A 25,438-nucleotide genomic window follows, 5' to 3' on the forward strand; every position below is an offset into this window, starting at 1 on the left:
ATGGCTTGCTTAACAGCAAAGCCGCCACCGTCATCCCGCTCCCCTCACCCGCTCCGCAGCAAGCCCACAGCCGCGTCGCGCTCGAACAGGTAGAGACAGGTCCGCGCCGCCTGCCCCCGCTCCTGCGCCAGCCCGCCGTCCCGCTCCATCAGCAGGTGCGCGTCGTCCCGCGCCGCATCGATCAGGGCGGACAGATGCTCGGGCGTCGCCAGCTTCAATTGCGCCTCCCCCGACTGCCGCGTGCCCAATATCTCCCCCGCGCCCCGCAGCCGCAAATCCTCTTCCGCGATCCGAAAGCCGTCATTCGTCTCCCGCATCAGCGCCAGCCTTGCCCGCGCCGTTTCGGAAAGCGCACCTCCCCGCAACAGCAGGCAGACCGAAGCTTTGTCCCCGCGCCCCACGCGCCCGCGCAACTGGTGCAACTGGGCCAGGCCAAAACGATCCGCCCCCTCGATGATGATAAGGCTGGCATTGGGCACGTCCACGCCCACCTCGATCACCGTCGTCGCCACCAATATCTGCGTCCGGTTGGCGGCGAAGGCGTCCATCGCCGCGTCCTTGTCCGTCCCCTTCATCCGCCCGTGGACCAGGCCGACCCGCTCGCCAAAGCGCATCTTCAGAGCCTCCGCCCGCGCCTCGGCCGCGGCCTGATCGCTTGTTTCGCTTTCCTCGACCAGCGGGCACACCCAATAGGCTTGCCCTCCGCCTTCGACATGGCGGGCGAGCGCCTCCACCACCTCGTCGATCCGCTGCGATGACATCACCAGCGTCTGGATCGGCTGCCGTCCCGGCGGCATCTCGTCCAGCCGCGACACGTCCATTTCGCCATAATAGGTCAGCGTCAGCGTGCGCGGGATCGGCGTCGCGGTCATCACCAGCAAATGCGGCGTCCGCTCCGCCTTGGCCGCCAGCATCATGCGCTGCGCCACGCCGAAGCGATGCTGCTCGTCGATCACCGCCAGCGCCAGATTGCGATAGCGCACCGCCTCCTGAAAAATCGCATGGGTGCCGACCAATATGTCGATGCTGCCGTCCGCCAGACCCATCAGCGTAGCCTCGCGCACCTTGCCCTTCTCCCGCCCCGTCAGGATGGCGATCTCCACCGGCAGGCCCGCGACCATCCGCCGCAACCCCTCATAATGCTGTCGCGCCAGGATCTCGGTCGGGGCCAGCAAAGCCCCCTGCGCGCCCGCCTCAACGGCATTGAGCAGCGCCATCAACGCCACCAGCGTCTTGCCCGACCCCACATCCCCTTGAAGCAGCCGCAGCATCGGCACGCCCTGCGCCATATCGCCCTCAATCTCGCCAAAGGCCCGTCGCTGCGCCCCCGTTGGCGCAAAGGGCAGGTTCAGCATCGCCCGCAAGCGTCCATCCCCGGCAATCGGCACGCCCCGCCGCTTGCGCGAGGATTGCCGCACCAGCATCAGCGCCAGTTGCCCGGCGAATATCTCGTCATAGGCCAGCCGCTCCCGCGCCAGAGCATCGGACGGGTCGGCATGGGCGCGGGTCAGCGCCTCACGCCAGCCGGGCCATCCCTTGCGCGCCAGCAGGCTCGGTTCGATCCATTCGGGCAATTCCGGCGCGCGGGCCAGCGCCTGCCCCGCCAGATCGCGCATCCGGTTGTTGGTCAGCCCTTCGGACAGCCCATAGACCGCCTCCCGCGCCGGCACCGTCTCCGCTTCCTCCGGCGGCAGCACATAGTCGGGATGCACGATCTGGAGGTTATCGCCATAGCTTTCCAACTTCCCCGACACGAAGCGCGGCTCGTTCAGCGGCAGCAGCTTGCGCGGCCATGCGCTGTTCCGCCCGAAATAAACGAGGGCGACCGCATTGCCGTGCCCGTCCACCGCCTGCACCCGGAAGGGTGCCCGCGCGCTCCCGCTCGCCCGGTAATCCACCGGCGTCAATTCGATCCCGATCACCCGCCCGGCATCCGCCATGCTGAGTTCGTCGGTCAGCCTGCGGTCGATGAAACTGACCGGCAGATGGAAGGCCACATCGACCGCACGCGCCAGCGCCAGCCGCTCCAACGGCTTCGCCAGCGACGGTCCGACGCCTTTCAGGGCCGATATTTCGGCAAAGAGCGGATTGAGAATATCGGGTCGCATGTCTATCTGACGTCGCTCTAGAGCATTTTCGAGCCGGAGGGTATGTCCGGCGACTCGGAAAATGCCTCCAACAAAAACACCAGCCGGGACGGTGGCGCAAACATCCGATCGGCGCATTTGGCTTGCCCGTTAAAGGAACACATCATGAACGACAATCCCCAGATGCGCCGCATCCAGTTCCGGGCATGGCATCGCGGCACGCGGGAAGCGGACTATACGGTCGGCGGCTTCTTCGACCGCTATCACGCGACGTGGAACGAAGAAGAAACCGCATGGTTCGAGCGGTTGATGGAAGAACAGGATGCCGACATCATGGGCTGGGCCATGGGCACCATTCCTGTGCCCGATGAATGGCAAGGCCCGATGATGGACCGCTTTCTCAAGCTCGATTTCGTAAAGGTCGTCTAATCACAGCGCACCCACGCGCTCCTGCGAAGGCAGAAGCCCAGTTCAGACCTTGGGCCCGGGCCCCTGCCTTCGCAGGAGCATGATTGAGCCGAAAGACAATATTTCCCATATGACCGACCTCCCCAAAATCCTGAAGGCGAAAGCCCCGCTCACCCTCTCCGGCGTCCCTGCGGGTTTCCAGCCCTGGCTGCTCGCCGACATGGCCCGCGCAGCCTTCGGTTCGGGGGAAGGCCGCGCTTTGTTCATCGCCCCCGACGATGCGCTGATGCGCGCCGTCGCCGACACCGCCCATTATTTCGCGCCAGAGATTGAGATCATCGAAATCCCGGCCTGGGACTGCCTGCCCTATGACCGCGCCAGCCCGTCGCTGCGTAGCGCGTCGGCGCGGCTCGCGGGCCTTCACAGGCTTCAGGACACGCCCAGGAGGCCGCAACTCGTCGTCACCACCCTCAACGCGCTGACCCAGCGGACGCTGACACCCTTCCGCGTCCGCCAGCTTGTCGCAAAGCTCGCGCCCAAGGAACGGATCGCCATCCAGCGGCTTGCCGACATGCTGCAAACCAATGGCTATGTCCGCACTGACACCGTGCACGACCGGGGCGAGTTCGCCATTCGCGGCGGCATTGTGGACCTCTTCCCCGGCGGCGAGGAACAGCCCCTGCGCCTCGACTTCTTCGGCGATGAGATTGAGACGGTCCGCCGTTTCGATCCCGCCGACCAGCGCACCACGGGCAGCGTTAATGGCTTCACCCTCCTCCCCGCCTCCGAAGCCTTGCTGGACGAGGAAACGATCAAGCGTTTCCGGGGCCGCTATCGCGAAATCTTCGGGGCGACCGCAACAGGCGACCCGCTCTATCAGGCGGTAAGCGAGGGACGGCGGCTGGCGGGCATGGAGCATTGGCTCCCCCTGTTCGAGGAACGGCTGGTCCCCCTCACCGATCATCTGAGCGGCGACAGCACCGTCATCATCCTCGACCATGGCGTCGCGGGCGCGGCCGAAGCCCGTTTCGAGGCGATCCGCGACTATCACGCCAACCGCATCGCCGCGAAATCCTCCGACCCCGGCGCCTATCGCCCGCTGGAGCCAAAGGCGCTCTATCTGGACGCGCAGGAGTGGGAAGCTGTGGCCCGCGACTGGCCGATGCACGCCACCACGCCCTTCCACGAACCGGAAAGCGCCGCCGTCATCGACTTCAACGTCGACGGCCCCCGCGACTTCGCCCCCGAACGCGCCCAGAATGCGAATATATACGAAGCTGTTGGAAAACATATCGCCGCCCTTCAGCGCGATAGGAAAAGGGTGATCATCGCCTCCTATTCGCCCGGCGCGCGCGAACGCCTGTCCGGCCTCCTCGCCGACCACGGCGTCAAAAGGCTGGCGGCCGCCGACGACTGGCAGGAAGCCCTCGGCCTCGCCGCCACCGGCGCAACAACGCTTTCAGTTCTTCATCTCGATCATGGTTTCACCACGCCCGATGTCGCCGTCCTCACCGAACAGGACATGCTGGGCGACCGCCTCGTCCGCCGCGCCAGGCGCAAGAAAAGCGCCGACGCCTTCCTCCAGGAACTGGCGACCCTCTCCCCCGGCGACCTCGTCGTCCACCGCGACCACGGTATCGGCCGCTATGAGGGGCTGACCCAGATCCCGGTCGCCAAGGCCGCGCATGATTGCGTCGCGCTGGAATATGCAGGCGGCGACAAGCTCTACGTCCCGGTCGAAAATCTTGAAGTCCTCTCCCGCTACGGCTCCGAGAGTGATGGCGTCACGCTCGACCGCCTGGGCGGCGAAGCGTGGCAGCGGCGCAAGGCGCGGATGAAGGAACGCATCCGCGAGATCGCAGGCGAACTCCTCAAGACCGCCGCCGAACGCGCCCTGCGCCCCGCAATCGTCGCGGAGCCGGATGCGGCGGGCTATCCCGCCTTTGTCGACCGCTTCCCCTATCAGGAGACGGACGATCAGGACCGCGCCATCAGCGACGTGGTCGAGGATCTGGGCGCGGGCAAACCGATGGATCGGCTCGTCTGCGGCGATGTTGGCTTCGGCAAGACCGAGGTCGCCCTGCGCGCCGCCTTCGTCGCGGCGATGGCGGGGATGCAGGTGGTGCTTATCTGCCCCACCACCCTGCTCGCTCGCCAGCATCACATGAATTTCGTGGAACGCTTCCGCGGCTTCCCGGTCAATATCGGCCGCCTCTCCCGCCTCGTCCCCGACAAGGAGGCAAAAGCCGTGAAAGCCGGTTTGGCGGACGGCACCGTCGACATCGTAGTCGGCACCCATGCGCTGCTCGCCAAGGGTCTGGAGTTCAAGCGCCTCGGCCTCGTCATCGTGGATGAAGAACAGCGCTTCGGCGTCACGCACAAGGAACGGCTCAAGAACCTCAAGACCGACGTGCACGTCCTGACGCTGACCGCCACCCCCATTCCCCGCACGCTCCAGATGGCGATGTCGGGCCTGCGAGAACTCAGCGTCATCCAGACGCCGCCCGTGGATCGCCTCGCCGTCCGCACCTATATCATGCCGTGGGACGCCGTGGTCATTCGCGAGGCGCTGTTGCGCGAACATTATCGCGGCGGGCAGAGCTTCTTCGTCGTGCCTCGCATCTCCGATCTTGCCGACATAGAGGAATATCTGCGAACCGAAGTGCCCGAAGTCCGCCCCGTCGTCGCCCATGGCCAGATGGCGGCGAGCGAGGTGGAAGAACGCATGTCCGCCTTCTACGACAAGCGTTACGACGTGCTGCTGTCGACCACCATCGTCGAAAGCGGCCTCGACATCCCCAGCGCCAACACGCTCATCATCCACCGCGCCGACCGCTTCGGCCTCGCCCAGCTTTACCAACTGCGCGGGCGCGTGGGCCGGGCCAAGACGCGGGCCTATGCCTATTTCACCACGCCCGCCAATCGCGTCATTACCGAAACGGCGGAAAAGCGGCTGAAGGTGCTGTCCGACCTCGACACACTGGGCGCAGGGTTCCAATTGGCCTCCCACGATCTCGATATTCGCGGGGCGGGCAATTTGGTGGGCGACGAGCAGTCGGGGCACATCAGGGAAGTCGGATTCGAACTTTACCAGTCGATGCTGGAGGACGCGATCATGGAGGCAAAGGCGGGCGGCGTCGGCCTCGAACGCCCGCGCGACAGCTACTCGCCACAGATCAGCGTCGATGCACCGATCATGATCCCGGACGATTATGTTCCCGATCTCGACCTCCGCATGGGCCTGTATCGCCGGATCAACGAAATGGAGGATCGGCAGGGCCTCGAATCCTTCGCCGCCGAACTCATCGATCGTTTCGGCAAGCTCCCCGCGCCGACGCAGAACCTGCTCAAGATCATCGAAATCAAGCAGAATTGCCTCAAGGCCAATATCGCCAAGATCGACGTGGGGCCGAAGGGGGCGCTGGTCAGCTTTCATGAAGACCGTTTCCCCAATCCGGCGGGCCTCGTCAGCTATATCCAGCGTCTCGATGGCGTAGCGCGGCTTCGTCCCGACAGCAAGGTCGTGGTCAACCGCTTATGGGCCGATCCCGGCGCACGGCTCAACGGCGCGCTGCAATTGTCCAAAGGGCTCGCCAAGGCGGCAGGCTGACGATTGTATGAAGAAGGCAGGACTTTGTTATCGCCCAGCAAAAGAGCAGCAACAGTCCTTTCCTAAATCCTGCGTGGACGATCGGGCAACATAGCCCGGCTTCGCAGCAGGAGAATGACATGAGTTTAACCCTTATCGCGCTCGCGGCGGCAGTCGCGACGCATACCGTCCAGATCGACCATCGCGGCGCGCCGGTCGAAGCGACCTATGCCGCCCGCGCCGACATCAAGACGCGCACGGTGGGCGCGCACACGCCCAACCGCGCCGACATGCGCCGCTGCCATTGGAAAGCGACCGTCATGGTCGACCGCCAGTTGAGCCATAGCCCCTCCCTGACGCGCGCCATCCCTACCGACCGCGAATTTTCGGGCAGCGAGGCGGGCGCCTGCACCTCTGGCCGTGACATCGGCGTGCGCCAGATGGCAAAGTATCAGGATCAGATCCGCGTGCATCTTATGACGGTTGCACAGCAGGACCATGCGCCGCTATTGGCGGAGCTTGATGCCATTTACAATCTTGCCTCGAATTGATCGGATGGATTGGGCGGCGCTCGCTTGCTGCGCTATCGCCGCGACAAGTGCCGCTCCGGTTCACGCCCAATATGTCAACGGCCTGTCCGCCACAGTGGAGGTCGCCAGCGACGAACGCCGTCGCGGCATCAGCTGGAGCGACGGCGATCCGGTACTGCGCGGCACCTTGTCCTTGCCTGTCGCCGAGGGCCTCAGCCTCGACGCCGCCGCTGTTTCCCTCTGGGGAAGCGACCGGCATGGCGGAGCTGACGGCGTGGCCGATGTCGGGGTGACTTATGTGCGGCAGGTCGGCGGCTGGCGCCTGTCCGCCGAGGGGCGCTACCATCTGTTCCCCGGCTCTTCTCATCAGGGCTATGGCGAACTGGGGGCCGGAGCGGGATTTCTGATCGGACCGGCCAGCATCGACCTCACCGCAAATTATGCACCGACGCAGTCGTCCATCGGCGGCGACAATCTGTATATTGCCGCCTCCGCTGCCATCGGCGTGCCGGGGACCCCGCTCACCCTGTCAGCACGCATCGGACGATCATCGGGCGATGTGGACGATCCGGCCCGTGCCGCGCGCCTGCGGCCGGACGGCGCCTATTGGGACCATGGCGTCAGCATCGACTATCTGCAAGATCGCTGGTTCGCCGGGCTTCGCTACGCCAACAGCGACATTGGCGGCCCCGGCAGCGCGCATACCGGCGCGACCCTGATCGCGCGTTTCGGCCTAAGCCTGTAACACCAGCGCCACAAGCTCGTCGGACGACACGCCCGCCGAGCGCAGGAATCCCTGATAAAAATCGCAGCCTTCATGGGCGAGCAGATTCAGTTGCTGCTCGGTTTCGACACCCTCCGCGATCACCCGCAGGCCAAGGGATTTCGCCATGTGGATGACGCCCCGCACGATGATCCGGTCCCGTGCCGTACCGGAAATATCCTGCGCGAGGCCACTGTCGATCTTCAGATAGTCGAGCGGCAGATTTTTGAGATAGGCAAGACTGGAATAGCCGGTGCCGAAATCATCGATCGCGACAGCCAGTCCTTCGGCCCGCAACGCCGTCAGCAATGCGGCAGCGGCGCTCACATCCTCTATCAAGCCGCTTTCCGTGATTTCAACCGTCAGGCGGGATCGGGGAAAGCCAGTCCGGTCAACCAGATCCAGGAACTCCAGGAGAAATCCGGGCTGGGCAATATCCGCCGCCGTGACGTTCAGCGAAAGGCGCAGGTCCGACAGCGCGCGCGGCCATGCGGCGGCCTGCCGCAGGGCTTCCGCCTGAATATGCGCGGACAGGGGTAGCATATAATCGGACCGTTCCGCCGTCGTGAACAATATCCCGGCGCCCAACGGCCCATATTGCGAATGATTCCAGCGGGCGAGCGCCTCCACGCCGATAATCCGTTCCTGCCCCACAGGATATTGTGGTTGAAAGACAATGCCTATCTCCCCCCGGTCGAGCGCCAGACGCAAATCCGTTTCGAGCTGATCGGAATCGACCTGGCGGCTGCGCTTTTCCGCGGAAAGGATGCGTATCCCTTCCCCGTCCGTTCGCTTGGCGTCCGCGAGGGCCGTTCCCGCCCGCTTCAACAATTGCGTTGCATCATCCTCCGGACGGGATTGGGCGATGCCACAGCGCGCCGTCAGACGGATGAGATGATCGCCCGCGCTGAAAGGCCTGCCGATCGCTCCGATGATCTGACGTGCCAGAAACGTCGCCCGGTCGCGCTCGGCTGCTTCCCCAGTCAAGCCGACCAGAAATTCAGTGCCTGCGATGCGCGCGACAGTCGCGCCCTGCGCCACATCGTCCACCACGCGCTCGATCCGGCGCGCGATACGTCCCAGCAGAGCGTCGCCCACCACCTGCCCATAGGCCGCGTTCATTCGGTCGAACTGGCTGATCGAAAGCAACAGGATCGTCGTCGCCAGCCCCGCCCGGCCATCCAGCCATTCAAGCGCAGTCTGGCGCGAACGCAGTCCCGTCAGATAATCACGACCGATGCCGTCCTGTTCATGCCCGCCATGCAACCATTCAACATCCGCCGCCGGCGCGCCATCCGCATAGCGCAGATGATGAACCAGCCTGTCGCCCGCCCGCTCCGGCACATCATGCGCGAAGGCGGCGGAACGGCCGGATCGCTTCAATCCCTCCAATGCGGCCAGCGCCGCACGCCTTTCCGGCCGCGACAGGCGGCGCAGCAATTTGGACGGCGCCATATACTGATTCGGCAAGTCCAGTTGCCGAACCAGATTTTCGCTCAACCGCAATGCGCCGCGCTTGCGATCCATTTCCCAATACAGCGCGTCGCCTCGCCGAATACGCTGGGCGCGACTGCTGTGCATCGCGCCGCCGCCCAGCCGCTCGACCAGCCGCTCGGCCGACCATAACAGCGCGGTGACGAAGTCGGTTTTCAGCCGGGTCTGTCAGCGCCTTCAGGGGTAAAAACGATGAGGAGCATGGCCCTTTCTCCGTCGAACTCGGCGACGAGGGCGATGACGAGCGCAACATCGGTCTGAACTACGAACAAGAATGCCTTGGATGCGCCCCTGGCGCCCCTCGGAGTGCCGCAACCGAACAGGGCGCGCATGAGAATGCCAAGATTGAACCCGGCGACGTGGATCAAATAACGCTTGTGAACATTCTCGCGCCCGCGCAGCCACGCGCGGCGCATGCCGCCGCGATCCAGGACGTGGGCAAAGCTACGCTCGACCATCTCACCACGCTTGCGCATCGCCTTGCGTCCGACGGCGGATTTCAGGCGAGACCGATTGGCGTAGACGGCCTTCTGGGCAGCCTCGTCGCCGTGCCAGCGCAGATATCCATTCGGCGGTGCCGGCTCGGCGATGCGCGTCTTCCAGATGTCGCCGTCGAGACCCTTGAGGAGCTCGCGCGAATGATAGCCTTTATCGGTCACAAGATCGCAGGGATCCCCGGACGTCGGCGCCAGGCCAATGTCGGCGAGGTTGCGTGCTGCCGTCTCCAGCGTGGCGTCGAGCGTTGTCGTGTCGCCCTTGTCGGCCGGGTGGATCGGCGCTGCCACGATAACACCCGTGTCGAGATCGACCGCGTGTTCGGGCTTGTAGGCCAGACGCGTCGAGCCGTTCTTCATCCGCGCGACCTTCGCGTCGGGATCGGTCTTGCTCGCCCAGTCCGCATTCGACAGCTTCTTGCCCTTGCGTTTGCGATCGAGCCGGACAAGGTCGTCGATCGTCGGCGTGTCGATGCCGCTCTCTTGCGCCATGCGCACCAGCATCTCGCGGTAGGTCTCGCCATTGTCACGCCGCACGATGGTACGCAGCGCGGCGTTCGCCTCCATGGTCGAGCCATCGACGCCGATCCGCTCGCCTTTCACCAGATCGTGCCCGGCGACGAGGGCCAGTACCCAGCCGAAGATCTGGTCATGTACCTCGTGCGGCAGGCGGCTCCGCGTCTTCGACAACCAGCTATGATCAGGGACCTTGTCGCGGCTCGACAGTCGCAGGAACTCCCGCAGCGACAGCGAATCCGAACAGCGCCAGACAATCCCGCGTTCGCTGTCGATGCCCTCGAAATAGCCGATCAGCAGCATGCGGAAATAGCGGCCCGGCGGCAGCGACGGGGCTCCCATCCGCGGCGCATAATAGGGCTTGCACGTCTTCTCGACAAAGCCATCGAAGCCCGCCTCGGCCAGCAGCTTCTGGAGCTTGTCGTAGAAAACATGCCCCGGTGAACGCGGTATCTCCGCCCACGTCACGATCAAATCGGACTGGACCTCGCTATCACGCCCCATCGCCATCGCCGCTAACCCGCCAGACAATCCCACTGCCGCACTGAATCAGCCACCGCCGACTTCGTCAACGGCCTGATAAGGTCGCCGTCAGGCTGGCCTGGGTGAAAGGTTCGGTCAGAAAATGCGTGGCGCCCGCCGCCAGCAATGCGGGGATCGAGCCTGTGTCTATGGCGTCCACCAGAACGATCAACGCGCCACCACCCGCCACCGTAGCGGGCACCAGCGGCGTCAGCAGCTTTTCAAGCTCAGGCCCTTCCCGCATGTCGATCAGCACGATCTGCGCCTCGCTCCGCAAATAACGTTGGGGGGCGTCCGACGATCTGCGTGCGCCGATGGCATGCCATCCGGCCGCCTGCACGGCATGGCACAGCCTGTCCCGGTCATGCGGAGACAGGATGAAAACACTGCGCTGCCCATCGGGCGCGGCTGAACCGCTCACACAATCGACTCCTTGAGGACGCGCATTGCATCCCCTTAACAGCAATCGGTTACTGACCTCTTGACCGTCCCGCAACTGGCAGCGCTTGCACCCGCCCGATGCATCGCCTAGCTAAGAGGTCATGGCCATGGTCGATCTTTCCCGCGCGCCCATGACTGACGGCCTCGGCCGCCGGATCGATTATCTGCGGATATCCGTCACCGACCGCTGTGACCTGCGCTGCCGTTATTGCATGGCGGAGCGCATGTCCTTTCTACCCAAGAACCAGGTGTTGACGCTGGAAGAAATCGCCCTGTTGGCGGATCTTTTTATTGCCCGCGGCATCAGGAAGATCAGACTGACGGGTGGCGAGCCGCTGGTTCGACGCGATATGCCCGATCTGGTCCACCGGATCGGCCGTCATCTGGGCAAGGGTCTGGACGAACTTACACTCACCACCAACGGCATGCGGCTGGCCGGACATGCCGCTGCTTTGCACAATGCCGGCGTTCGGCGCATCAATGTCAGCCTGGACAGCCTTTCACCCACATGTTTCGCGCATATCACGCGTGGCGGCGATATCTCCAAAGTACTGCAAGGGCTGGATGCCGCGCGCGAAGCGAGCCTCGCCGTCAAGATTAATATGGTCGCGCTCAGAGGCGTGAACGAACATGAAATTCTACCTATGCTCCAATGGTGCGACAGCCAGGGTTTCGATCTGACCCTCATCGAAACCATGCCGTTGGGCGATACGGGCGAGGATCGCACGGACCATTATCTGCCGCTGACGCAGGTGATGGAGCATATCGGGCGGCACCATGTCCTGAAGGCTCTGCCTCATCGAACGGGCGGCCCTGCACGCTATCATGCCGTGGAAGGCATGACCGCACGCCTCGGGCTTATCACGCCGCTCACCAATAATTTCTGCGCCGACTGCAACCGGATGCGTATGACATGCGAGGGCAAGATATTCATGTGCCTGGGACATGAGGATCATGTCGATTTCCGCGCTGCGCTGCGCGAAGGCGGTCTGGATGCGGTTCAGCCGTTGATCGACCGTGCCCTGCGCCTAAAACCCGCGCGGCATGATTTCCGAATCGGAGCGGACGCTCCAGCCGCCGCTGTTAACCGTCATATGAGTGTTACGGGCGGATGAGCGGCGAAGTGCGGCGCGCCCTCGTCGCGTCTCCAACTCCGGCGGCCAAAGCGGCCGAGGAGCGGCTGCGGGCCACTTATGACTTCGTACCGCAAGAGCAGGCGAATATGATCGTCGCCCTGGGCGGTGACGGCTTCATGCTCCAGACGTTGCATTCCATGCTCGAAAGCCGCCGCATCCTACCCATTTTCGGCATGAACCTGGGCACTGTCGGATTCCTGATGAACGAATGGCGGCTGGAACGGCTCGAGCAGCGGATGCATTCCGCCAAGGCGTTCAAGGTCACGCCGTTACGGATGACTGTGGACACGGTAGATGGCGAGCGCTTCTCCATTCCCGCCATTAACGAGGTATCGCTGCTGCGCGAAACCCGCCAGACCGCCAGACTGGAAGTTGAAGTCAACGACCGCACGGTCCTGCCCGAACTCGTATGCGACGGCGTTCTGGTTGCCACCCCCGCCGGATCGACGGCTTATAACCTGTCAGCACATGGGCCCATCCTTCCCCTTGGATCGGGCCTTGTCGCTTTAACGCCGATCAGCCCCTTTCGCCCCCGTCGCTGGCGGGGCGCCATATTACCGGAAAGCACGACGATCCGCTTCACCGTACTCGATCCCGTCAAGCGTCCCGTCAGCGCCGTGGCGGACCAGCGTGAAGTCCGCGACGTCGCGCGGGTGGAGGTCGCCATTGATCGCGCGACCCCTCTGACGCTGCTTTTCGACCCGGAACATACGCTCGACGATCGCATTGCCGCCGAGCAGTTCATAGCCTGAAATTTTCACGGATTAGCGCTTGCCATTCCACGAATCTCGCTGCTATAGGCGCGGCCTGCCCGGCGAAGGCTAGGCTGCTCCCCGATAGCTCAGCGGTAGAGCATTCGACTGTTAATCGAATGGCCGTAGGTTCGAATCCTACTCGGGGAGCCACTAAAATTCACAAGGGATAATTGTGTCTTTTTTCAACGCATTAGCGTTCTAGACCTGTTTTTGTTCCTTTTTCGAATTTCCTATCCCTTTGTTTTTATTTTCTTTTTATTTTCGCCATTGTTCGAATCTCATCTGGGGTTCGTCACCCGCTTCCAGCTCTGCCAGTCGACGTCCATAAGTACGGTTTGAATGCCTCATTCCCGCCGGGACAGTCCCGGCACGGACGCCAAATTCATCCTGTTTCTTCAACGGTATGAACATTCAAAATCTCCTTGCAGCCATTCCCGATCCTTCAGGTCCGGCGACTCACAAGCGGCAATTTGCTTCGTCCTCAACAATATGCGTGGCTCTCAAAAGCCCCGCAATGGCTAGGGCACTGAAGTGCCGATCTGGCGAAAATTAGCAGAATTGCGCTGAAGCCGTACCAAAGCGGCACTATAGTGCCGCTTTGCTCAAATCCGGCCCCCGAAGCCCTTATTCACGACATCCAAATGATAAGTTCGGAACCCAGTCCGACATTCCTCCTCCCCACTAAACCGTTAAGCTCTAGGCCCAGTTGAAGGGCCGCTCTTCGGCAAGGGTTGGGACTTTGCGGTCAGTCTGCTTTGGAGCAACGCTGCTAAAATAGCGGACGTTGTTGCTGCGATGCTGCTGTGCGGCAGCAATCACGCCCCCATTGCCGTGTGCCTGCCGCTCGACGGGCACCATGCCCAGAACAGTCGGATGCGCGCGCAGTGGGAGGCCGGCAAGCCGCTGTCCAAACAATTATGGCGCCGGATCGTCATCGCCAAGATCCGCTGGCAGGCAGCGATACTGGATGCCAATGGCATCTCCTCCTCGGCCTTCGACCTGCTCGCCCGCCGCGTGGGATCGGGCGACCCCGACAATGTCGAGGCACAGGCCGCGCGACGTTACTGGCCCTTGCTGATGGGGGAGGGTTTCCGGCGCGATCGGAATGCGGACGACATCAATGCCCTGCTCAATTATGGATATACGGTGCTGCGGTCGCTGTGTGCACGCGCCGTGGTTGCGTCCGGCCTGCACCCGTCGATCGGCGTGCATCATGCCAACAGGACCAATGCCTTTGCTCTGGCCGACGACCTGATCGAGCCGTTTCGACCGCTGGTCGATGCGCTTGCCCTGCGTCTTGTCGCGTGCGGGATCGATACAGTGACGCCTGAAGCCAAGCGCGCTTTTGCCGGACTGATCGCGCTCGACCTGCCTGGCGCAGACGGCACGACCACCGTGGCGGGCGCCGCGAACCGGGCCGCACAAAGTCTGGCGCGCGCGTTCCAGAGCGGACAGGCGGCAGACATCACGCTTCCCACACCCCCGTCCGCGCTGGAACTGGCCGGACTCGACTCGCTACTGTCATGAGCGCAAGCCAGTTAAGCGGATACCGACTGATGTGGATTTTCGTGATGTTCGACCTGCCCGTGACCACCAGGGAACAAGCGCGCGCGGCAACGAAATTCCGCGAATTCCTGCTGGATGAAGGTTTTGAGAAGAGCCAGTTTTCGGTCTATGCTCGGTTCTGCAACGGCAAGGAACAGTTCGAAACCTATATGCGGCGGGTCGAGTCGAGCTTGCCAGATCGCGGCGACGTCCACATCCTCAGCTTCACGGACCGGCAGTATGAAAATATCGTGCGATTTTCAGGACAGCGCCGTCGACGGCAACGGAAAAACCCCGATCAGCTCGCGCTATTCTAGCGATTCGCATGATTTTTGCGGCGACGGATCAACGGATATTGCGTTGGTTTTCAATGCAGTATCCATTGATCCATCATAGCCGCTCAGAGATCGCGGTCCAGCGGCAACTCGCGCGTGCGGCATCCCCTCCATGTCGCCATCATAGCCGCTCAGAGATCGCGGTCCAGCGGCAACGGCCTTCCATGAGCGGTATTGATCCAAAGCATCATAGCCGCTCAGAGATCGCGGTCCAGCGGCAACTGCTATGCTGCGGCACTGATTTCATCGGACATCATAGCCGCTCAGAGATCGCGGTCCAGCGGCAACCCATCAGAATAGCGTCTTTCAGCAGCGCGGATCATAGCCGCTCAGAGATCGCGGTCCAGCGGCAACGCGCTTCCGCCAGTTCACGCGCGCGCTGCATCATAGCCGCTCAGAGATCGCGGTCCAGCGGCAACGCTTGGGCGTCAACCTCCACCTCTTACCGAATCATAGCCGCTCAGAGATCGCGGTCCAGCGGCAACCCATCTGGTGCTGTCGAGCGTGGCAGTCGTATCATAGCCGCTCAGAGATCGCGGTCCAGCGGCAACGCCTCAAGGCGCTCCTTTCTATGTCGTCAAATCATAGCCGCTCAGAGATCGCGGTCCAGCGGCAACGAGATGACCTGCTTCCGGCTGATGGCAGCGATCATAGCCGCTCAGAGATCGCGGTCCAGCGGCAACCGAAGCGGTGGGCGACCCCGGCACAGGCAAATCATAGCCGCTCAGAGATCGCGGTCCAGCGGCAACCCTGCGCCCGCAGTGGCCAACCCGCCGCCAATCATAGCCGCTCAGAGATCGCGGTCCAGCGGCAACTCCAATACCATTCAGGCAGTGGGCCGCGTTATCATAGCCGCTCAGAGATCGCGGTCCAGCGGCAACTTGTGCTCAATGCACCTGTGCGAGGCCCTTATCATAGCCGCTCAGAGATCGCGGTCCAGCGGCAACACAACGCTGAGTTCGAGACGAAATTCTTCGATCATAGCCGCTCAGAGATCGCGGTCCAGCGGCAACTTGGAACATCGGTGATGTTTGTTGGGGTTAATCATAGCCGCTCAGAGATCGCGGTCCAGCGGCAACCTGCGCTGGCAGGGATGCGCGGGTGTGGATATCATAGCCGCTCAGAGATCGCGGTCCAGCGGCAACACGACGAAGAACTGAGGGACGATCTGACGAATCATAGCCGCTCAGAGATCGCGGTCCAGCGGCAACCGGATCGCTGCGGCATGTCGGGCAAGCGCAATCATAGCCGCTCAGAGATCGCGGTCCAGCGGCAACTCATTGTGGCCGTGACAACACCGGCTAAAACGGGTCGAGCGGATCTGGCGGCGTGAAGAGCTCATGGTCCCGCACCGGAAACGGCTGCACCGCCATATCCGGCCTCCGGCTCCGCTTCGCTACACCTCTACCCGGATATGGCGGCGGTGAGCATAACCCACTAACAAACCAACCGGCCCACTCGGTGGGGGCAGGTCAGACGAAGTGGATGACATAAAGATGTGCATCCATTCGACATCAAGACTCCGGTTTCGATCCAACTCACTTTTGGAACGGGATTTGAACCGGACGATTACCGGCAGAGCATCTTGAGATTGTCGATCGGCTGGAGCCGTGGAATGGCATCAATATCAATTCGGGCTTGTCGGGCGGCGCGTTCCATCACCTGCTGATTGCCGGCCCATGGGCCGTCGACATAGGCGGGATCGTCCTGCGCTTGCGGTAGCCCCACATATTGTGCACCTGCCGCATCAAGCCGAGTGAGTACTTCGGGTAGGGTCATCGCGCTCCACGCGCTGAGATGCGTCAGCAACACTTGTGGGATCATGCGGCCATAGGTTTTGAGGGATAGTTCTTTCATCCGTGCAATCCCATCGTCGACGCCTCTGAAATATTGCCTCTTCATCGCGTCGATGGCGGCTTCGTCACCCTTGGCAAGACAGCGGGCATAGGCATTGCCATAGGCCCAGTCATTGAAACTGACACTGACTTCGGCGATCTTATATCCTTGCTGCTTCAGGAATGATGCCGCTGCATCATGCTGCGGCTTGTCCTTTCCCGCCGATAAAAAGGGAAAACGGAAATAGCGCCAATCCGCCCCTTCCATTTGCTGCGCTATTTTCTGCTCATCCTTCAGAACATCTGCCTTCCAGGCTTCAAGGGAAGGCGCCTTGTTCAAATTGAGATGGGTATAAGAATGATTTCCCAGTAGATAGGAAGCGCGGCGCCAACTGGCCAGAACCTGGCCCCCATCCCTGTCCCTCTGCAATTTAGAAGCATTGACGAAGCCATAGACGTCGGGCACGCGATGGGCCCGCAACGCCCTTATATATTGGTCGGCGATTTCCAACCGGCTCATTCCTGGGGGCAATTGGGCATTGCCCGTCAGATCGTCAACCGTGATAGCTATGAAGAAATGCCGGTCGTCGCCGACAGGCGGACTGGGCGCCGCCATCAAAATGGCGGCGATCGTCCCCACCATGGCCGTGCCACCAACCGCGAATATTTTCGTGATCCTATTGGAAAGATATCGATGCCTTGCAGCAGCTGGGGGGTGCTCGTCAGAGCCGTGCTTCACATCCATGATCCAGATTTCCCCGTCAAGAGAGCCCCTTTAATGCGACGCACGTTGCACGAATGGACATCACAATTATTCATCTTGCCCATAAAAAACAAGTAATGATTTATTTAAGTGTAATTAATCACCACAATATACAAGCATTCTTTATAATTATTTCTATATACGAAGAAATTACATCTAGATTTTTACTTGTATTTTTTTCAATGGGCGCATAACTTCCTAAAATATACAAATAGATTATGAAAAAGGGACACGCGAATGTGCAAACATGCCGTTTCGGTCTGCTGGGAAAGTGCTGACGCGATCTTCCCGCCCTCGATCTGGACCAGCCGGCGGCGCATGACGGAGGTGAGGCCCGCATGATGAGGCAGTATCGCGCAGATATTGACGGTCTGCGAACAATAGCCGTCGTTCCGGTGGTCATCTTCCATCTGGGCACCAGTCTTTTCCCCGGTGGGTTCGTCGGTGTCGACGTATTTTTCGTAATCTCGGGCTTCCTGATTACGCAAACACTTCTAGGTGAGCAGGGCACATGGCGCGACGCGCTGTTTGATTTCTACAAGCGACGCATCAAACGCATTTTCCCTGCCCTGTTCGCCCTCTACATCTGCGTCATGGCGGTAGCTGGTTGGTTGCTGATGTCAGATCAGGCAGCTGAGATAGGAAAATCGACGATCGCGTCGATATTCTTTGTGTCGAATATATTATTCTACAGCCAGAGCGGATATTTCGACGGTGAACTGAACAACAATCCACTGCTGCACACATGGTCGCTGTCGGTAGAAGAGCAATTCTACATATTTTTCCCGCTTCTGATCTTCTTCACCCGGAGCTGGGCCGACAGATATAGGCGACAACTGGTCTGGGCACTGACGATCACCAGTCTTGCGGCTTCGCAATGGATGGTGACGCGTGACACGAGCGCGGCATTCTACCTTATCCCGTTCCGGACATGGGAGCTCGCCATCGGTTCGCTGCTAGCAATGCGGGCGGTTCCGGAGCCGCGCAGCGCCTGGCAGGCCGAGATCGGTGTCGCCCTCGGCCTAGCGATGATCGGCTATTCGGTCCTTTTCTACAACAAGGTGACGCCTTTTCCAGGCATATCGGCGCTCATTCCTTGTGTTGGCACCGCATTGGTCCTGCTCTGTGGCGAGAGGTCGGCGTTCATGGCCGGGCGGTTGCTGTCGCTTCCGCCGATGCGGTTCATTGGTCTGATTTCCTATTCTCTCTATCTCTGGCATTGGCCGATCATGGTTTTCTATCGCCAGATCGAAAGCCGCCCGGACAATATGGATCGGCTGATGATATTGGCTGCTTCCTTTATCGCGGCGACGCTTTCCTGGGCGTTCGTGGAGAAGCCGTTTCGGCGGTCTAGCCCGTTGGGGTCCCGCACCGTGGTGGCACGTGGCGCAATGGCCATGGCAATGTGTGGCGCTGCCGTCATATCGCTCGCCGCGCTCAGCAATTTTTTCCACCCCATATCCGCACAGGCCAAGGAGGTGCTGGTATATGGCGAGAAAACCGGTCGCGCGGAGATGATGCGAACGGGGGTATGCTTCCTTACGTCGCAGAGCCGATTGGAGGATTTCGATTTCAAACGTTGCATGGTGGCGCCGCACGACAAACCGCGCATCCTGATCGTCGGGGATAGCCATGCCGCCCATCTCTACTATGGCCTGAACCGCGCCATGCCCGACGTGCATATTCTTCAGGCGACGGCGACAGGGTGTCGGCCGCTGCTCAACAATCGCGGTGATCCGCGATGCCTGGCGCTCATGGACAAGGTGTTTGGCGACTATCTGGAGACAACGCGCCCGGATATGGTGATCCTGTCAGCACGCTGGCTCGACAAGGATGTCCCCGAATTGACCGGCATCGTTCAGCGAATCCGTCGGACCACGCCTCATCTGATCGTGTCGGGGCCGATTGTGGAATATGATCAACCGCTTCCGCGCCTGCTCGCCCGGCATATCGACCAGCAAGAGCCGATCGATCCACATCGCATCGTGCAGGTTTACGATTTGGACCAGCGCATCGGTGCAGTGATGCGGAAGGCGAATATTCCCTATTTTTCGCCCTATCGCAGCCTCTGCGCTCCACAATGCCGCCTATGGGTCACGCCCGGCGTGCCAGTCCAGTTCGATTATGGCCATCTGACACAACAGGGATCGATCATGCTTGGCCGGATTATGGCGCGGGACATCCGGCCGCAGCTCGCCACCAGGTCGGATGTGTCGACCGTAGCAGCCCTGCAATGAAGAAGGGCAGGTCGGGCCCATCCATGTGACGGGCGGCGCAACCGCTACGACTATTCCAGTCAGCGCGCCGTCCAGCCTCCATCCACGGGCAGGACATGGCCGGTCACCATCGACGCTTCCGTCGAGCATAGCCAGCCAATCGCTTCCGCCTGCTCGCTGGGGTTGATAGTGCGACGGATCGGCTGATTTTGCAGCAGATCGTCGATGACCATCCGTCCGATATCCTCGCCTGCCTTATTATAGGCGGCCGTGGGCGTCACACCCGGCGCGATGCAGTTCACGCGGACGCCCCGGTCAGCATAGGTAACGGCAGCGAACTTGGTGAGACGGACAACGCCCGCCTTCGATGCGGCATAGGCAGCGCCCGAAACGCCGACATAGAGCAATGCGGCCAGCGACGTCACATTAGCGATCGCTCCACCGCCATTGTCGATCATATGGGCGATCTCATACTTCATGCTGAGAAATACGCTGCGTAGCGTCACGGCCATGGTGTGTTCCCAGGACTCCAGACTTTGCGTGTGGAATTCGGCTCCCGATGCCCGCGGATGTGCATCGCCGACGACATTGGCAGCGAGATGGAGGCCACCATAGGTCTCCACAGTCTTGCGGACGAGCGCCTCGACTTCCTCCTCCACGGTGGCGTCGGCATGGAGAAACTGCGCCTCATAGCCTTCGGACCGCAGCTTTTCCGCCATCGCCTCTCCCGCCGGACGATTAATATCGGAGAGCATGACCCGCGCGCCTTGCCGGGCGAACATTTCCGCCGTTGCAGCCCCGATCCCGGCAGCGCCCGCCGTCACCAGCGCGACTTGATCCTTGAAACGATCATTCATTCTCTTTCCATTCCTTTTGCCGCCGTTATCCGGCTATGATTCAATTCCAGACCACGTGGATCGCGCGAGGTCCGCGCAGCTGCGCGCCGACGATGGCCGGGGGCGGAGCATCCGGGTCCAGCCGCAGATCCGGCAAATCGAGCAGCGCATTCAGCATCGCTTCCATTTCGGTTCGCGCAATTTGCATGCCCAGACACAAATGCGCGCCCGCGCCAAAGCCGATATTCACCCGCTGAGGTCGATCAATATCGAACTCATCGGGGTTCTCGAATATCTCTTCGTCGCGATTGGCCGATCCCGAAGCGAGCGACAAGGCCGCGCCCGCAGGAATTTTCACGCCCCTGATCTCGACGTCCACGGCGGCCTGTCGGGCGAGGAACTGCGAAGCGGTTTCCCATCGCATACCTTCGCTTACCACCTTGGGCACCAAATTACGATCATCACGCACCCGTTGCAGCAGTGCCGGTCGTTCCAGCAACGCCACCAGCATGCTGCCAAAGGACCGTGTGGTGGTTTCCGCCGCGGCGGGCAGGAATTGGCGGATCAATTCAGTAATTTCACCATCATCAAGGGTGCGCCCCTTATCATTGGCACGCAGCAGATAGCCGATCAGGTCACTACCCTCGGATCCTGCCGCTCGCCGTGCGCGCACGATGTCGAGCGTCTCGTCATAAAGTTCCCGCGCAGCCTGGAACGCCACCTCCATGCTGAGCCGCATCTTCTCCGGGTCGCGTTGGGGACCGACCAATATCTTCATCGCGCGCGCTGCAAAAGCCTGCATCTGCTCGGTATCACGGGGAAAGCCCATGATTTCGTAGATCATCCGCACCGGCAGCGGCAACAACAGGTCGGCGACGAGTTCGGCGCGCCCGACGGGCCGCAACGCAGTAACTGCTTCCTGCGCTACGGGGCCGAGCATCAGCTTCCACTCCTGTATCGCACGGGGCGAGAAAGCGGGAGCGAGGAGCGAGCGGATTTCCTTATGCCGCCCATCCTCCATACCGGTCAGCAGAAAACCCCCGAGAAATTGCCCCAGTCCCTCGTTCAGCAAGGTGCTGGTGAAGGTCTTGGAATCCCGCAGCACCGCCAGCACGTCCTGATATTTGAACAGGGTGAATACCTGGCGGCCCAGATTGGAATAGTCCGCCTGAGACGGCACATTGAAGCGCGCCAATATGTCGCCTTCCATGACCGGCTGGGCCTGTCGATACTCGCGATAAAGACTGTGCGGATCACGAATGTCCGTACCGAACATCTCGCTGACCGCCGCAAAATCCTCATCGAGCGTCGCTGCGTCGATATGGCCTGTCGTCATGCTGCCTGATCCTCTGATTTGCCGATAGGGGTAGAAAGCCGGTCCAGCCGACGGACACGGACAGGAATCGCCGTCATTCTGGGCATGGCGTTGATGGTCTGAAGATCGCTGTCGGTGCTGATGAGCAGATTGGGCGATCCAGCATCGTCCATGTCCTCGTCCGGCAATCCGCCAAAGCCATGCGACATCGACACGACCGACGGGCGAAGCGTCCCGTCCGCCTGCGCCTGACCTGTAACCGCCCCATGGGCCGAAGCGATTTCAACCCGATCGCCGGATATTATTTCCAGCCGCGCCATGTCTTCCGGACACATATGAACCGGATTATGCGGCATTGCCTTTATGAGATCAGGCAAGGTGGCGCCCATCGAGTTCATTCGGTGCCGGGCGCGGCGATTGATGAAATGAAAAGGAAAATCCTCGCCCGTCGGCGTTTGCCAGTCGCGCACAAGCGCCTTCATCTCCGCCGCCACATCCCGCGGCATCGTCGCAAACCGGCCCGCCGTGGCGGGGTCGGGCGGCAGCGCATATTGCAGATTCGGATGATAATAGCCCAGCGGATGCCGCTTCACCTCATCGAGCGACACCGGCGCATTGGCCAGCGTGAGAGCGATCAGATGATCTTCCTCCGGACTCCCGTCCATAGCAAGAGCGGTGCCCATATAGGCCATGGAGCGCCCCGTCCGGCGCGCAATCTCCCAAAAGACCTTCCATTCGTCGCAGACGCCCGAACCGGCGGGCGGATCGACCAGCGCAGGCGTGTAGCGCGTATAGGGCGTAGGGAATATATTAGGTTCGAACAGATAGATGGGCAGGTCCGGCCGTTCGAACTGCAATTTGGGCGGCAGGATATAATGCGACAGGCGAGCGGTTGCCGACAGCACCGGCTCTATGCTGATCAGCAGGTCCAGATCCCGCAGAGCTTCCACCATCTTGCGCTGATCGGGCACGGCGAGCGCCGGATTGCCGCCATGGTTGATTAGCGCGCGCACTCGGCCGGGGCCGGGTCGCAGGATATCATCGGCCAGCATCGCGGTGACCATCTCCCCGCCTACCAGACCATAATCGCCGATCCGGCTTTGAGGCCCGCTCTCCCAAGGCCGGGGCAGATTGACCACCTGCGCGGGCTTTGGGCCCGCGTTGAGGACCAGTCCCGGATTTTCGACAAGTTCGCCCTCCCGGACAAAGCGCCCGCAAATCACGTTGAGGCTTTCGACCAGATGCTCGGCCAGATTGGAATGTGGCCCCATGTCCACGCCGGTGCCGGTTACCGCTATCCCGCGTGTCCCGGTTCGAGCGAACATCCGGGCAGCAGCGCGCAGATCGGCCTCCACGATCTGTGCGGCGCGGGCCACCTGATCCGGCGCGAAGGACGCGACCGCAGCCTGCAATTCGTCAAGATCACCGACATGGTCCGCGCAGAAGGCCGCGTCATGCCACCCCTCTTCCAGCACGATATGGATCAGCGCGGCGACGATTGCCGCATCATGGCCGGGCAGCGGTTGCAGGAACAGATCGGCGAGCGCCGCCGTCTCGGTCTGCCGGGGGTCGATGACGATCAGCTTCAGCCCCCGTGCCTTCGCCTCTGCCATGCGTTTGACCGGATTGCGGGTGTCGAGCTGCGCCATCGACACCATCGGATTGCCGCCGATCATCATCGCGACATCGGCGCTCTGGAAACTCTGTTTACCCGGCGGCCAGATGCCGAGCCGATAGGCAGTCACGACTTTCGCCGACTGATCAATGGTCAGCGTGGTGTAGAGCTTGTGCGATCCGAACGCGTCCAACAAGGCAGGCAGCATCCCCAGACCGCTGGTCGTGAAGAAACCGCCGGTGCCGCGATAACCAGCGATCGCGTCGGGGCCGTTCTTCCGGGCGATCGCCTCCATCCGGGCGGAAATCTCGTCCAGCGCCTGATCCAGGTCGATCTGCACGAAACTGCCGTCCGGCTGACGCTTGAGCGGGTGGAGCAACCTGCTGCCATCGGTATGCGCCTGCACGCTCGTCACGCCCTTGGAGCAGATATAGCCAAGGCTGCGGGGGTCCTCCCTGTCACCGCGGACGGACACGGGTGCGCCATCCTCATCAATCGCTAGCAGCAGGCCACAATGGCCCGTGCATATGCGGCAGAAGGTCCGCTCCTCCCGCATCGGCTAGGCAGACACCATCGGCGGGGCAGAAGCAGGAGCGGCCTGCTGCCCGGTCATGTGTAGCGCGGCCAGATAGCCGTAGAGCATACCTCGCGTATTGGCGATGCCGCTATTATAACCGCCGCCAATGTCCAGCCAGGATGCCGAATTGCCTGCCGCATACAGGCCCGTGATCGGCCGGTCGTGCGCGTCGAGCACCCGCCCGTCAATATCGATCGCCAGACCTGCGGTCGGTACGCCCATATTCACCCGTTCGAGCTTGACCGCATAGAAGGGCGCCCGGCCGATCGGCCCCAGATTGGGATTGGACCGGCGCGGATCGCCCGTCATGATCCGGCCCCATGGCACGCTTCCGCGTGCAAAATCCTCGTCGACCCCCGTTTCGCAAAAGCCATTGAAACGCGCCACGGTGTCCTGCAGACCATCGACGTCGATACCTACCGCCTGCGCCAGCGCTTCAAGACTGTCGGCGGAAGTCGCCATGCCTTCAGACAGTGGCTGGCCAGGCCAACTGGGCATCATGCCATATTTGTCGACCATGTCCTGATCGAATATGATCCATGCCGGCCAGTTGGGCTGGCCCTGTTCCTGGCCATCGAAGCGCGCCACCTTGGTTGCCACGTCAGGATAGAAACCGTCATTGGCGAAACGCCTGCCATAACGGTTAACCGCGATGCAATGCGGCGTACCGGGCAGCCACATGCGAGAGGATGGCTTGCCGTAGATGGTTTCCGCCGGCACCTTGTAGCCAATGAAGATCGGACTTTGCGACGGCGCGCGCGCGGGGATTGCGATCGCTCCGGCCTTCGACGCCATCACGATATGATCGCCGGACACCGTTGGCGGCGCCATCGTGCCTGCTTCCGGCAGGGCGTCGAAGGCGCGGACGAAATCGGGCTTCCAGTCATAGCCGCCAGTCGCCAGCACCACGCCCAGCCGCGCTCGTATCCGGGTCGTGCCGGACGGTCCCTGCACGACGACGCCGACTATCTCGCCCTCATCGATCACCAGTTCGGTGACGGCGTTCGACACCCGCATCTCGACGCCGCGATCACGCGCCGCTGCCACCTGCGCGGCGGCAAGACCTGCGCCGGCGCACCGCTCGCCCACCTCAAGATGGCGTTGCAGACACGCGCCGACAGGCTCGCCACCGGTCTGCATGCCTACCCATTCGTTCGCCGTGGTATAGCTATAGCCATCGCCATAGGGGGAGGTCAGGACAAGGGAGGCAAGATCGCCAAGCCGCTCGTCCTTGAACGGCTTGACCTCTACATAGCGCCCCTCGGCCCTGCTGCCGGGAACGGCGGGATGATAATAATCGGGCAATCCGCGCACGACCATCATCTCTATCCCGATGACATCGGTGAAATAGCGCAGCGCCTCCCGCGCGCGGGTGACAAACACCTTGCGCCGGTCCGCCGTGGCGAAGCCCTGACCAAGATGGCTCAGATGCCGCTCGACATCGGCGTCATTATCCTCGATCCCATCAGCATCCTGCAAATGATGATTGCCCAGCCAAAGCTGGCCCGATGACAGCGCCGAAACCCCGCCCAGCAGTTCGAATTTCTCTAGGACGATCGCACGCGACCCGCGCTCGGCAGCAGTCAACGCCGCCGACATGCCACCCAGTCCCGAACCGACGCAAACGACGTCGAAATCCTCATCCCACTGCATATCGCTCTCCTAT

18 protein-coding genes, 1 tRNA gene, 1 pseudogene and 1 CRISPR repeat array are annotated in these 25,438 nt (G+C 61.8%); of the genes and pseudogenes, 11 read left to right on the plus strand and 9 right to left on the minus strand.

What is annotated here, in order from left to right:
• Positions 1–44: 44 nt before the first annotated feature.
• A complete protein-coding gene (recG, locus tag ATN00_RS16535) occupies positions 45–2,108 on the minus strand; it encodes an ATP-dependent DNA helicase RecG (protein ID WP_062066528.1) in 2,064 nt (687 codons plus the stop codon).
• Positions 2,109–2,252: 144 nt separating this feature from the next.
• Between recG and ATN00_RS16540 the strand changes: the two genes are divergently transcribed.
• From ATN00_RS16540 to ATN00_RS16555, 4 genes are all read left to right on the plus strand, one after another.
• Positions 2,253–2,516: an FAD assembly factor SdhE gene (locus tag ATN00_RS16540; protein WP_062066531.1), complete on the plus strand. Its 264-nt coding sequence runs from the start codon at positions 2,253–2,255 to the stop codon at positions 2,514–2,516.
• 109 nt (positions 2,517–2,625) lie between these two features.
• Positions 2,626–6,105, plus strand: coding sequence for a transcription-repair coupling factor (mfd, locus tag ATN00_RS16545; protein ID WP_062068909.1), 3,480 nt, complete (start codon positions 2,626–2,628; stop codon positions 6,103–6,105).
• 119 nt (positions 6,106–6,224) lie between these two features.
• Positions 6,225–6,635 (plus strand): hypothetical protein, encoded by a 411-nt coding sequence (locus ATN00_RS16550; protein WP_062066534.1) that lies wholly within the window; start codon positions 6,225–6,227, stop codon positions 6,633–6,635.
• Positions 6,607–7,359, plus strand: coding sequence for a TorF family putative porin (locus tag ATN00_RS16555; RefSeq protein WP_082635230.1), 753 nt, complete (start codon positions 6,607–6,609; stop codon positions 7,357–7,359). Before ATN00_RS16550 ends, ATN00_RS16555 begins: the two co-directional genes overlap by 29 nt.
• Here ATN00_RS16555 and ATN00_RS16560 read toward each other — a convergent pair.
• From ATN00_RS16560 to ATN00_RS16570, 3 genes are all read right to left on the minus strand, one after another.
• Positions 7,348–8,958 (minus strand): putative bifunctional diguanylate cyclase/phosphodiesterase, encoded by a 1,611-nt coding sequence (locus ATN00_RS16560; RefSeq protein WP_082635231.1) that lies wholly within the window; start codon positions 8,956–8,958, stop codon positions 7,348–7,350. The genes ATN00_RS16555 and ATN00_RS16560 overlap by 12 nt on opposite strands.
• Positions 8,959–9,026: 68 nt before the next feature.
• Positions 9,027–10,391 carry a transposase gene (locus ATN00_RS16565; protein WP_013039168.1) on the minus strand — a complete coding sequence of 455 codons (1,365 nt, stop codon included), beginning with the start codon at positions 10,389–10,391 and terminating at the stop codon, positions 9,027–9,029.
• A 58-nt stretch (positions 10,392–10,449) separates the two neighbouring features.
• Positions 10,450–10,824, minus strand: a complete 375-nt coding sequence (locus ATN00_RS16570) for an ANTAR domain-containing protein (RefSeq protein WP_062066541.1) — start codon at positions 10,822–10,824, stop codon at positions 10,450–10,452.
• 121 nt (positions 10,825–10,945) lie between these two features.
• Here ATN00_RS16570 and moaA point away from each other — a divergent pair, with 121 nt between their 5' ends.
• The 6 genes and pseudogenes from moaA to ATN00_RS24035 form a co-directional block, all read left to right on the plus strand.
• Complete coding sequence (gene moaA, locus ATN00_RS16575; protein WP_062066544.1) at positions 10,946–11,959, plus strand: GTP 3',8-cyclase MoaA; 1,014 nt, start codon at positions 10,946–10,948, stop codon at positions 11,957–11,959.
• A complete protein-coding gene (locus ATN00_RS16580) occupies positions 11,956–12,732 on the plus strand; it encodes an NAD kinase (protein WP_062066547.1) in 777 nt (258 codons plus the stop codon). Before moaA ends, ATN00_RS16580 begins: the two co-directional genes overlap by 4 nt.
• Before the next feature lie 78 nt (positions 12,733–12,810).
• Positions 12,811–12,885: transfer RNA gene (locus tag ATN00_RS16585), tRNA-Asn, on the plus strand.
• A 624-nt stretch (positions 12,886–13,509) separates the two neighbouring features.
• The gene (gene cas1 / locus ATN00_RS16590; RefSeq protein ID WP_257720667.1) at positions 13,510–14,262 is read left to right on the plus strand and encodes a type II CRISPR-associated endonuclease Cas1; all 753 of its coding nucleotides are present in this window, start codon (positions 13,510–13,512) and stop codon (positions 14,260–14,262) included.
• Between the two features lie 29 nt (positions 14,263–14,291).
• Positions 14,292–14,597, plus strand: a complete 306-nt coding sequence (cas2, locus tag ATN00_RS16595) for a CRISPR-associated endonuclease Cas2 (protein WP_156415293.1) — start codon at positions 14,292–14,294, stop codon at positions 14,595–14,597.
• Positions 14,598–14,669: 72 nt separating this feature from the next.
• Positions 14,670–15,892: a CRISPR direct-repeat array (repeat unit 36 nt; unit sequence ATCATAGCCGCTCAGAGATCGCGGTCCAGCGGCAAC).
• A 68-nt stretch (positions 15,893–15,960) separates the two neighbouring features.
• A pseudogene (locus ATN00_RS24035) lies at positions 15,961–16,056 on the plus strand (integrase catalytic subunit); the annotation flags it as partial.
• Between the two features lie 128 nt (positions 16,057–16,184).
• On the opposite strand, the gene ATN00_RS16600 reads toward ATN00_RS24035, so the two are convergent.
• Positions 16,185–17,093: a polysaccharide deacetylase family protein gene (locus ATN00_RS16600; protein ID WP_062066550.1), complete on the minus strand. Its 909-nt coding sequence runs from the start codon at positions 17,091–17,093 to the stop codon at positions 16,185–16,187.
• 458 nt (positions 17,094–17,551) lie between these two features.
• Here ATN00_RS16600 and ATN00_RS16605 point away from each other — a divergent pair, with 458 nt between their 5' ends.
• Positions 17,552–19,450: an acyltransferase family protein gene (locus ATN00_RS16605; protein ID WP_062066553.1), complete on the plus strand. Its 1,899-nt coding sequence runs from the start codon at positions 17,552–17,554 to the stop codon at positions 19,448–19,450.
• 59 nt (positions 19,451–19,509) lie between these two features.
• Here ATN00_RS16605 and ATN00_RS16610 read toward each other — a convergent pair whose 3' ends face one another.
• Genes ATN00_RS16610 through ATN00_RS16625 form a run of 4 tightly spaced genes read right to left on the minus strand, consistent with a single transcriptional unit; the run spans position 19,510 to position 25,425 of the window.
• Positions 19,510–20,286, minus strand: a complete 777-nt coding sequence (locus ATN00_RS16610) for an SDR family NAD(P)-dependent oxidoreductase (RefSeq protein WP_062066556.1) — start codon at positions 20,284–20,286, stop codon at positions 19,510–19,512.
• Between the two features lie 40 nt (positions 20,287–20,326).
• Positions 20,327–21,601: a cytochrome P450 gene (locus tag ATN00_RS16615; protein WP_062066559.1), complete on the minus strand. Its 1,275-nt coding sequence runs from the start codon at positions 21,599–21,601 to the stop codon at positions 20,327–20,329.
• On the minus strand, positions 21,598–23,751 hold the full coding sequence (locus ATN00_RS16620; RefSeq protein ID WP_062066562.1) for a molybdopterin-containing oxidoreductase family protein: 2,154 nt from the start codon (positions 23,749–23,751) through the stop codon (positions 21,598–21,600). The genes ATN00_RS16615 and ATN00_RS16620 overlap by 4 nt, the downstream gene beginning before the upstream one ends.
• Positions 23,752–23,754: 3 nt before the next feature.
• Entirely contained in the window at positions 23,755–25,425 is a 1,671-nt protein-coding gene (locus ATN00_RS16625; RefSeq protein ID WP_062066565.1) for an FAD-dependent oxidoreductase, read from the minus strand.
• Positions 25,426–25,438 lie beyond the last annotated feature (13 nt).

Origin of the sequence: Sphingobium baderi (assembly GCF_001456115.1) — a bacterium.
GTDB classification, from domain to species: Bacteria; Pseudomonadota; Alphaproteobacteria; order Sphingomonadales; family Sphingomonadaceae; genus Sphingobium; species Sphingobium baderi_A.

Excerpts from the sequence above, each read along its gene's own strand:
- cas2 (WP_156415293.1), top strand. The coding sequence starts at position 14,292 with ATGTGGATTTTCGTGATGTTCGACCTGCCCGTGACCACCAGGGAACAA.
- ATN00_RS16625 (WP_062066565.1), bottom strand. The coding sequence starts at position 25,425 with ATGCAGTGGGATGAGGATTTCGACGTCGTTTGCGTCGGTTCGGGACTG.
- ATN00_RS16600 (WP_062066550.1), bottom strand. The coding sequence starts at position 17,093 with ATGGTGGGGACGATCGCCGCCATTTTGATGGCGGCGCCCAGTCCGCCT.
- mfd (WP_062068909.1), top strand. The coding sequence starts at position 2,626 with ATGACCGACCTCCCCAAAATCCTGAAGGCGAAAGCCCCGCTCACCCTC.
- ATN00_RS16555 (WP_082635230.1), top strand. The coding sequence starts at position 6,607 with ATGCCATTTACAATCTTGCCTCGAATTGATCGGATGGATTGGGCGGCG.
- ATN00_RS16605 (WP_062066553.1), top strand. The coding sequence starts at position 17,552 with ATGATGAGGCAGTATCGCGCAGATATTGACGGTCTGCGAACAATAGCC.
- ATN00_RS16620 (WP_062066562.1), bottom strand. The coding sequence starts at position 23,751 with ATGCGGGAGGAGCGGACCTTCTGCCGCATATGCACGGGCCATTGTGGC.
- ATN00_RS16550 (WP_062066534.1), top strand. The coding sequence starts at position 6,225 with ATGAGTTTAACCCTTATCGCGCTCGCGGCGGCAGTCGCGACGCATACC.
- ATN00_RS16540 (WP_062066531.1), top strand. The coding sequence starts at position 2,253 with ATGAACGACAATCCCCAGATGCGCCGCATCCAGTTCCGGGCATGGCAT.
- moaA (WP_062066544.1), top strand. The coding sequence starts at position 10,946 with ATGGCCATGGTCGATCTTTCCCGCGCGCCCATGACTGACGGCCTCGGC.
- ATN00_RS16615 (WP_062066559.1), bottom strand. The coding sequence starts at position 21,601 with ATGACGACAGGCCATATCGACGCAGCGACGCTCGATGAGGATTTTGCG.
- ATN00_RS16580 (WP_062066547.1), top strand. The coding sequence starts at position 11,956 with ATGAGCGGCGAAGTGCGGCGCGCCCTCGTCGCGTCTCCAACTCCGGCG.
- ATN00_RS16610 (WP_062066556.1), bottom strand. The coding sequence starts at position 20,286 with ATGAATGATCGTTTCAAGGATCAAGTCGCGCTGGTGACGGCGGGCGCT.
- ATN00_RS16565 (WP_013039168.1), bottom strand. The coding sequence starts at position 10,391 with ATGGCGATGGGGCGTGATAGCGAGGTCCAGTCCGATTTGATCGTGACG.
- ATN00_RS16560 (WP_082635231.1), bottom strand. The coding sequence starts at position 8,958 with ATGCACAGCAGTCGCGCCCAGCGTATTCGGCGAGGCGACGCGCTGTAT.
- recG (WP_062066528.1), bottom strand. The coding sequence starts at position 2,108 with ATGCGACCCGATATTCTCAATCCGCTCTTTGCCGAAATATCGGCCCTG.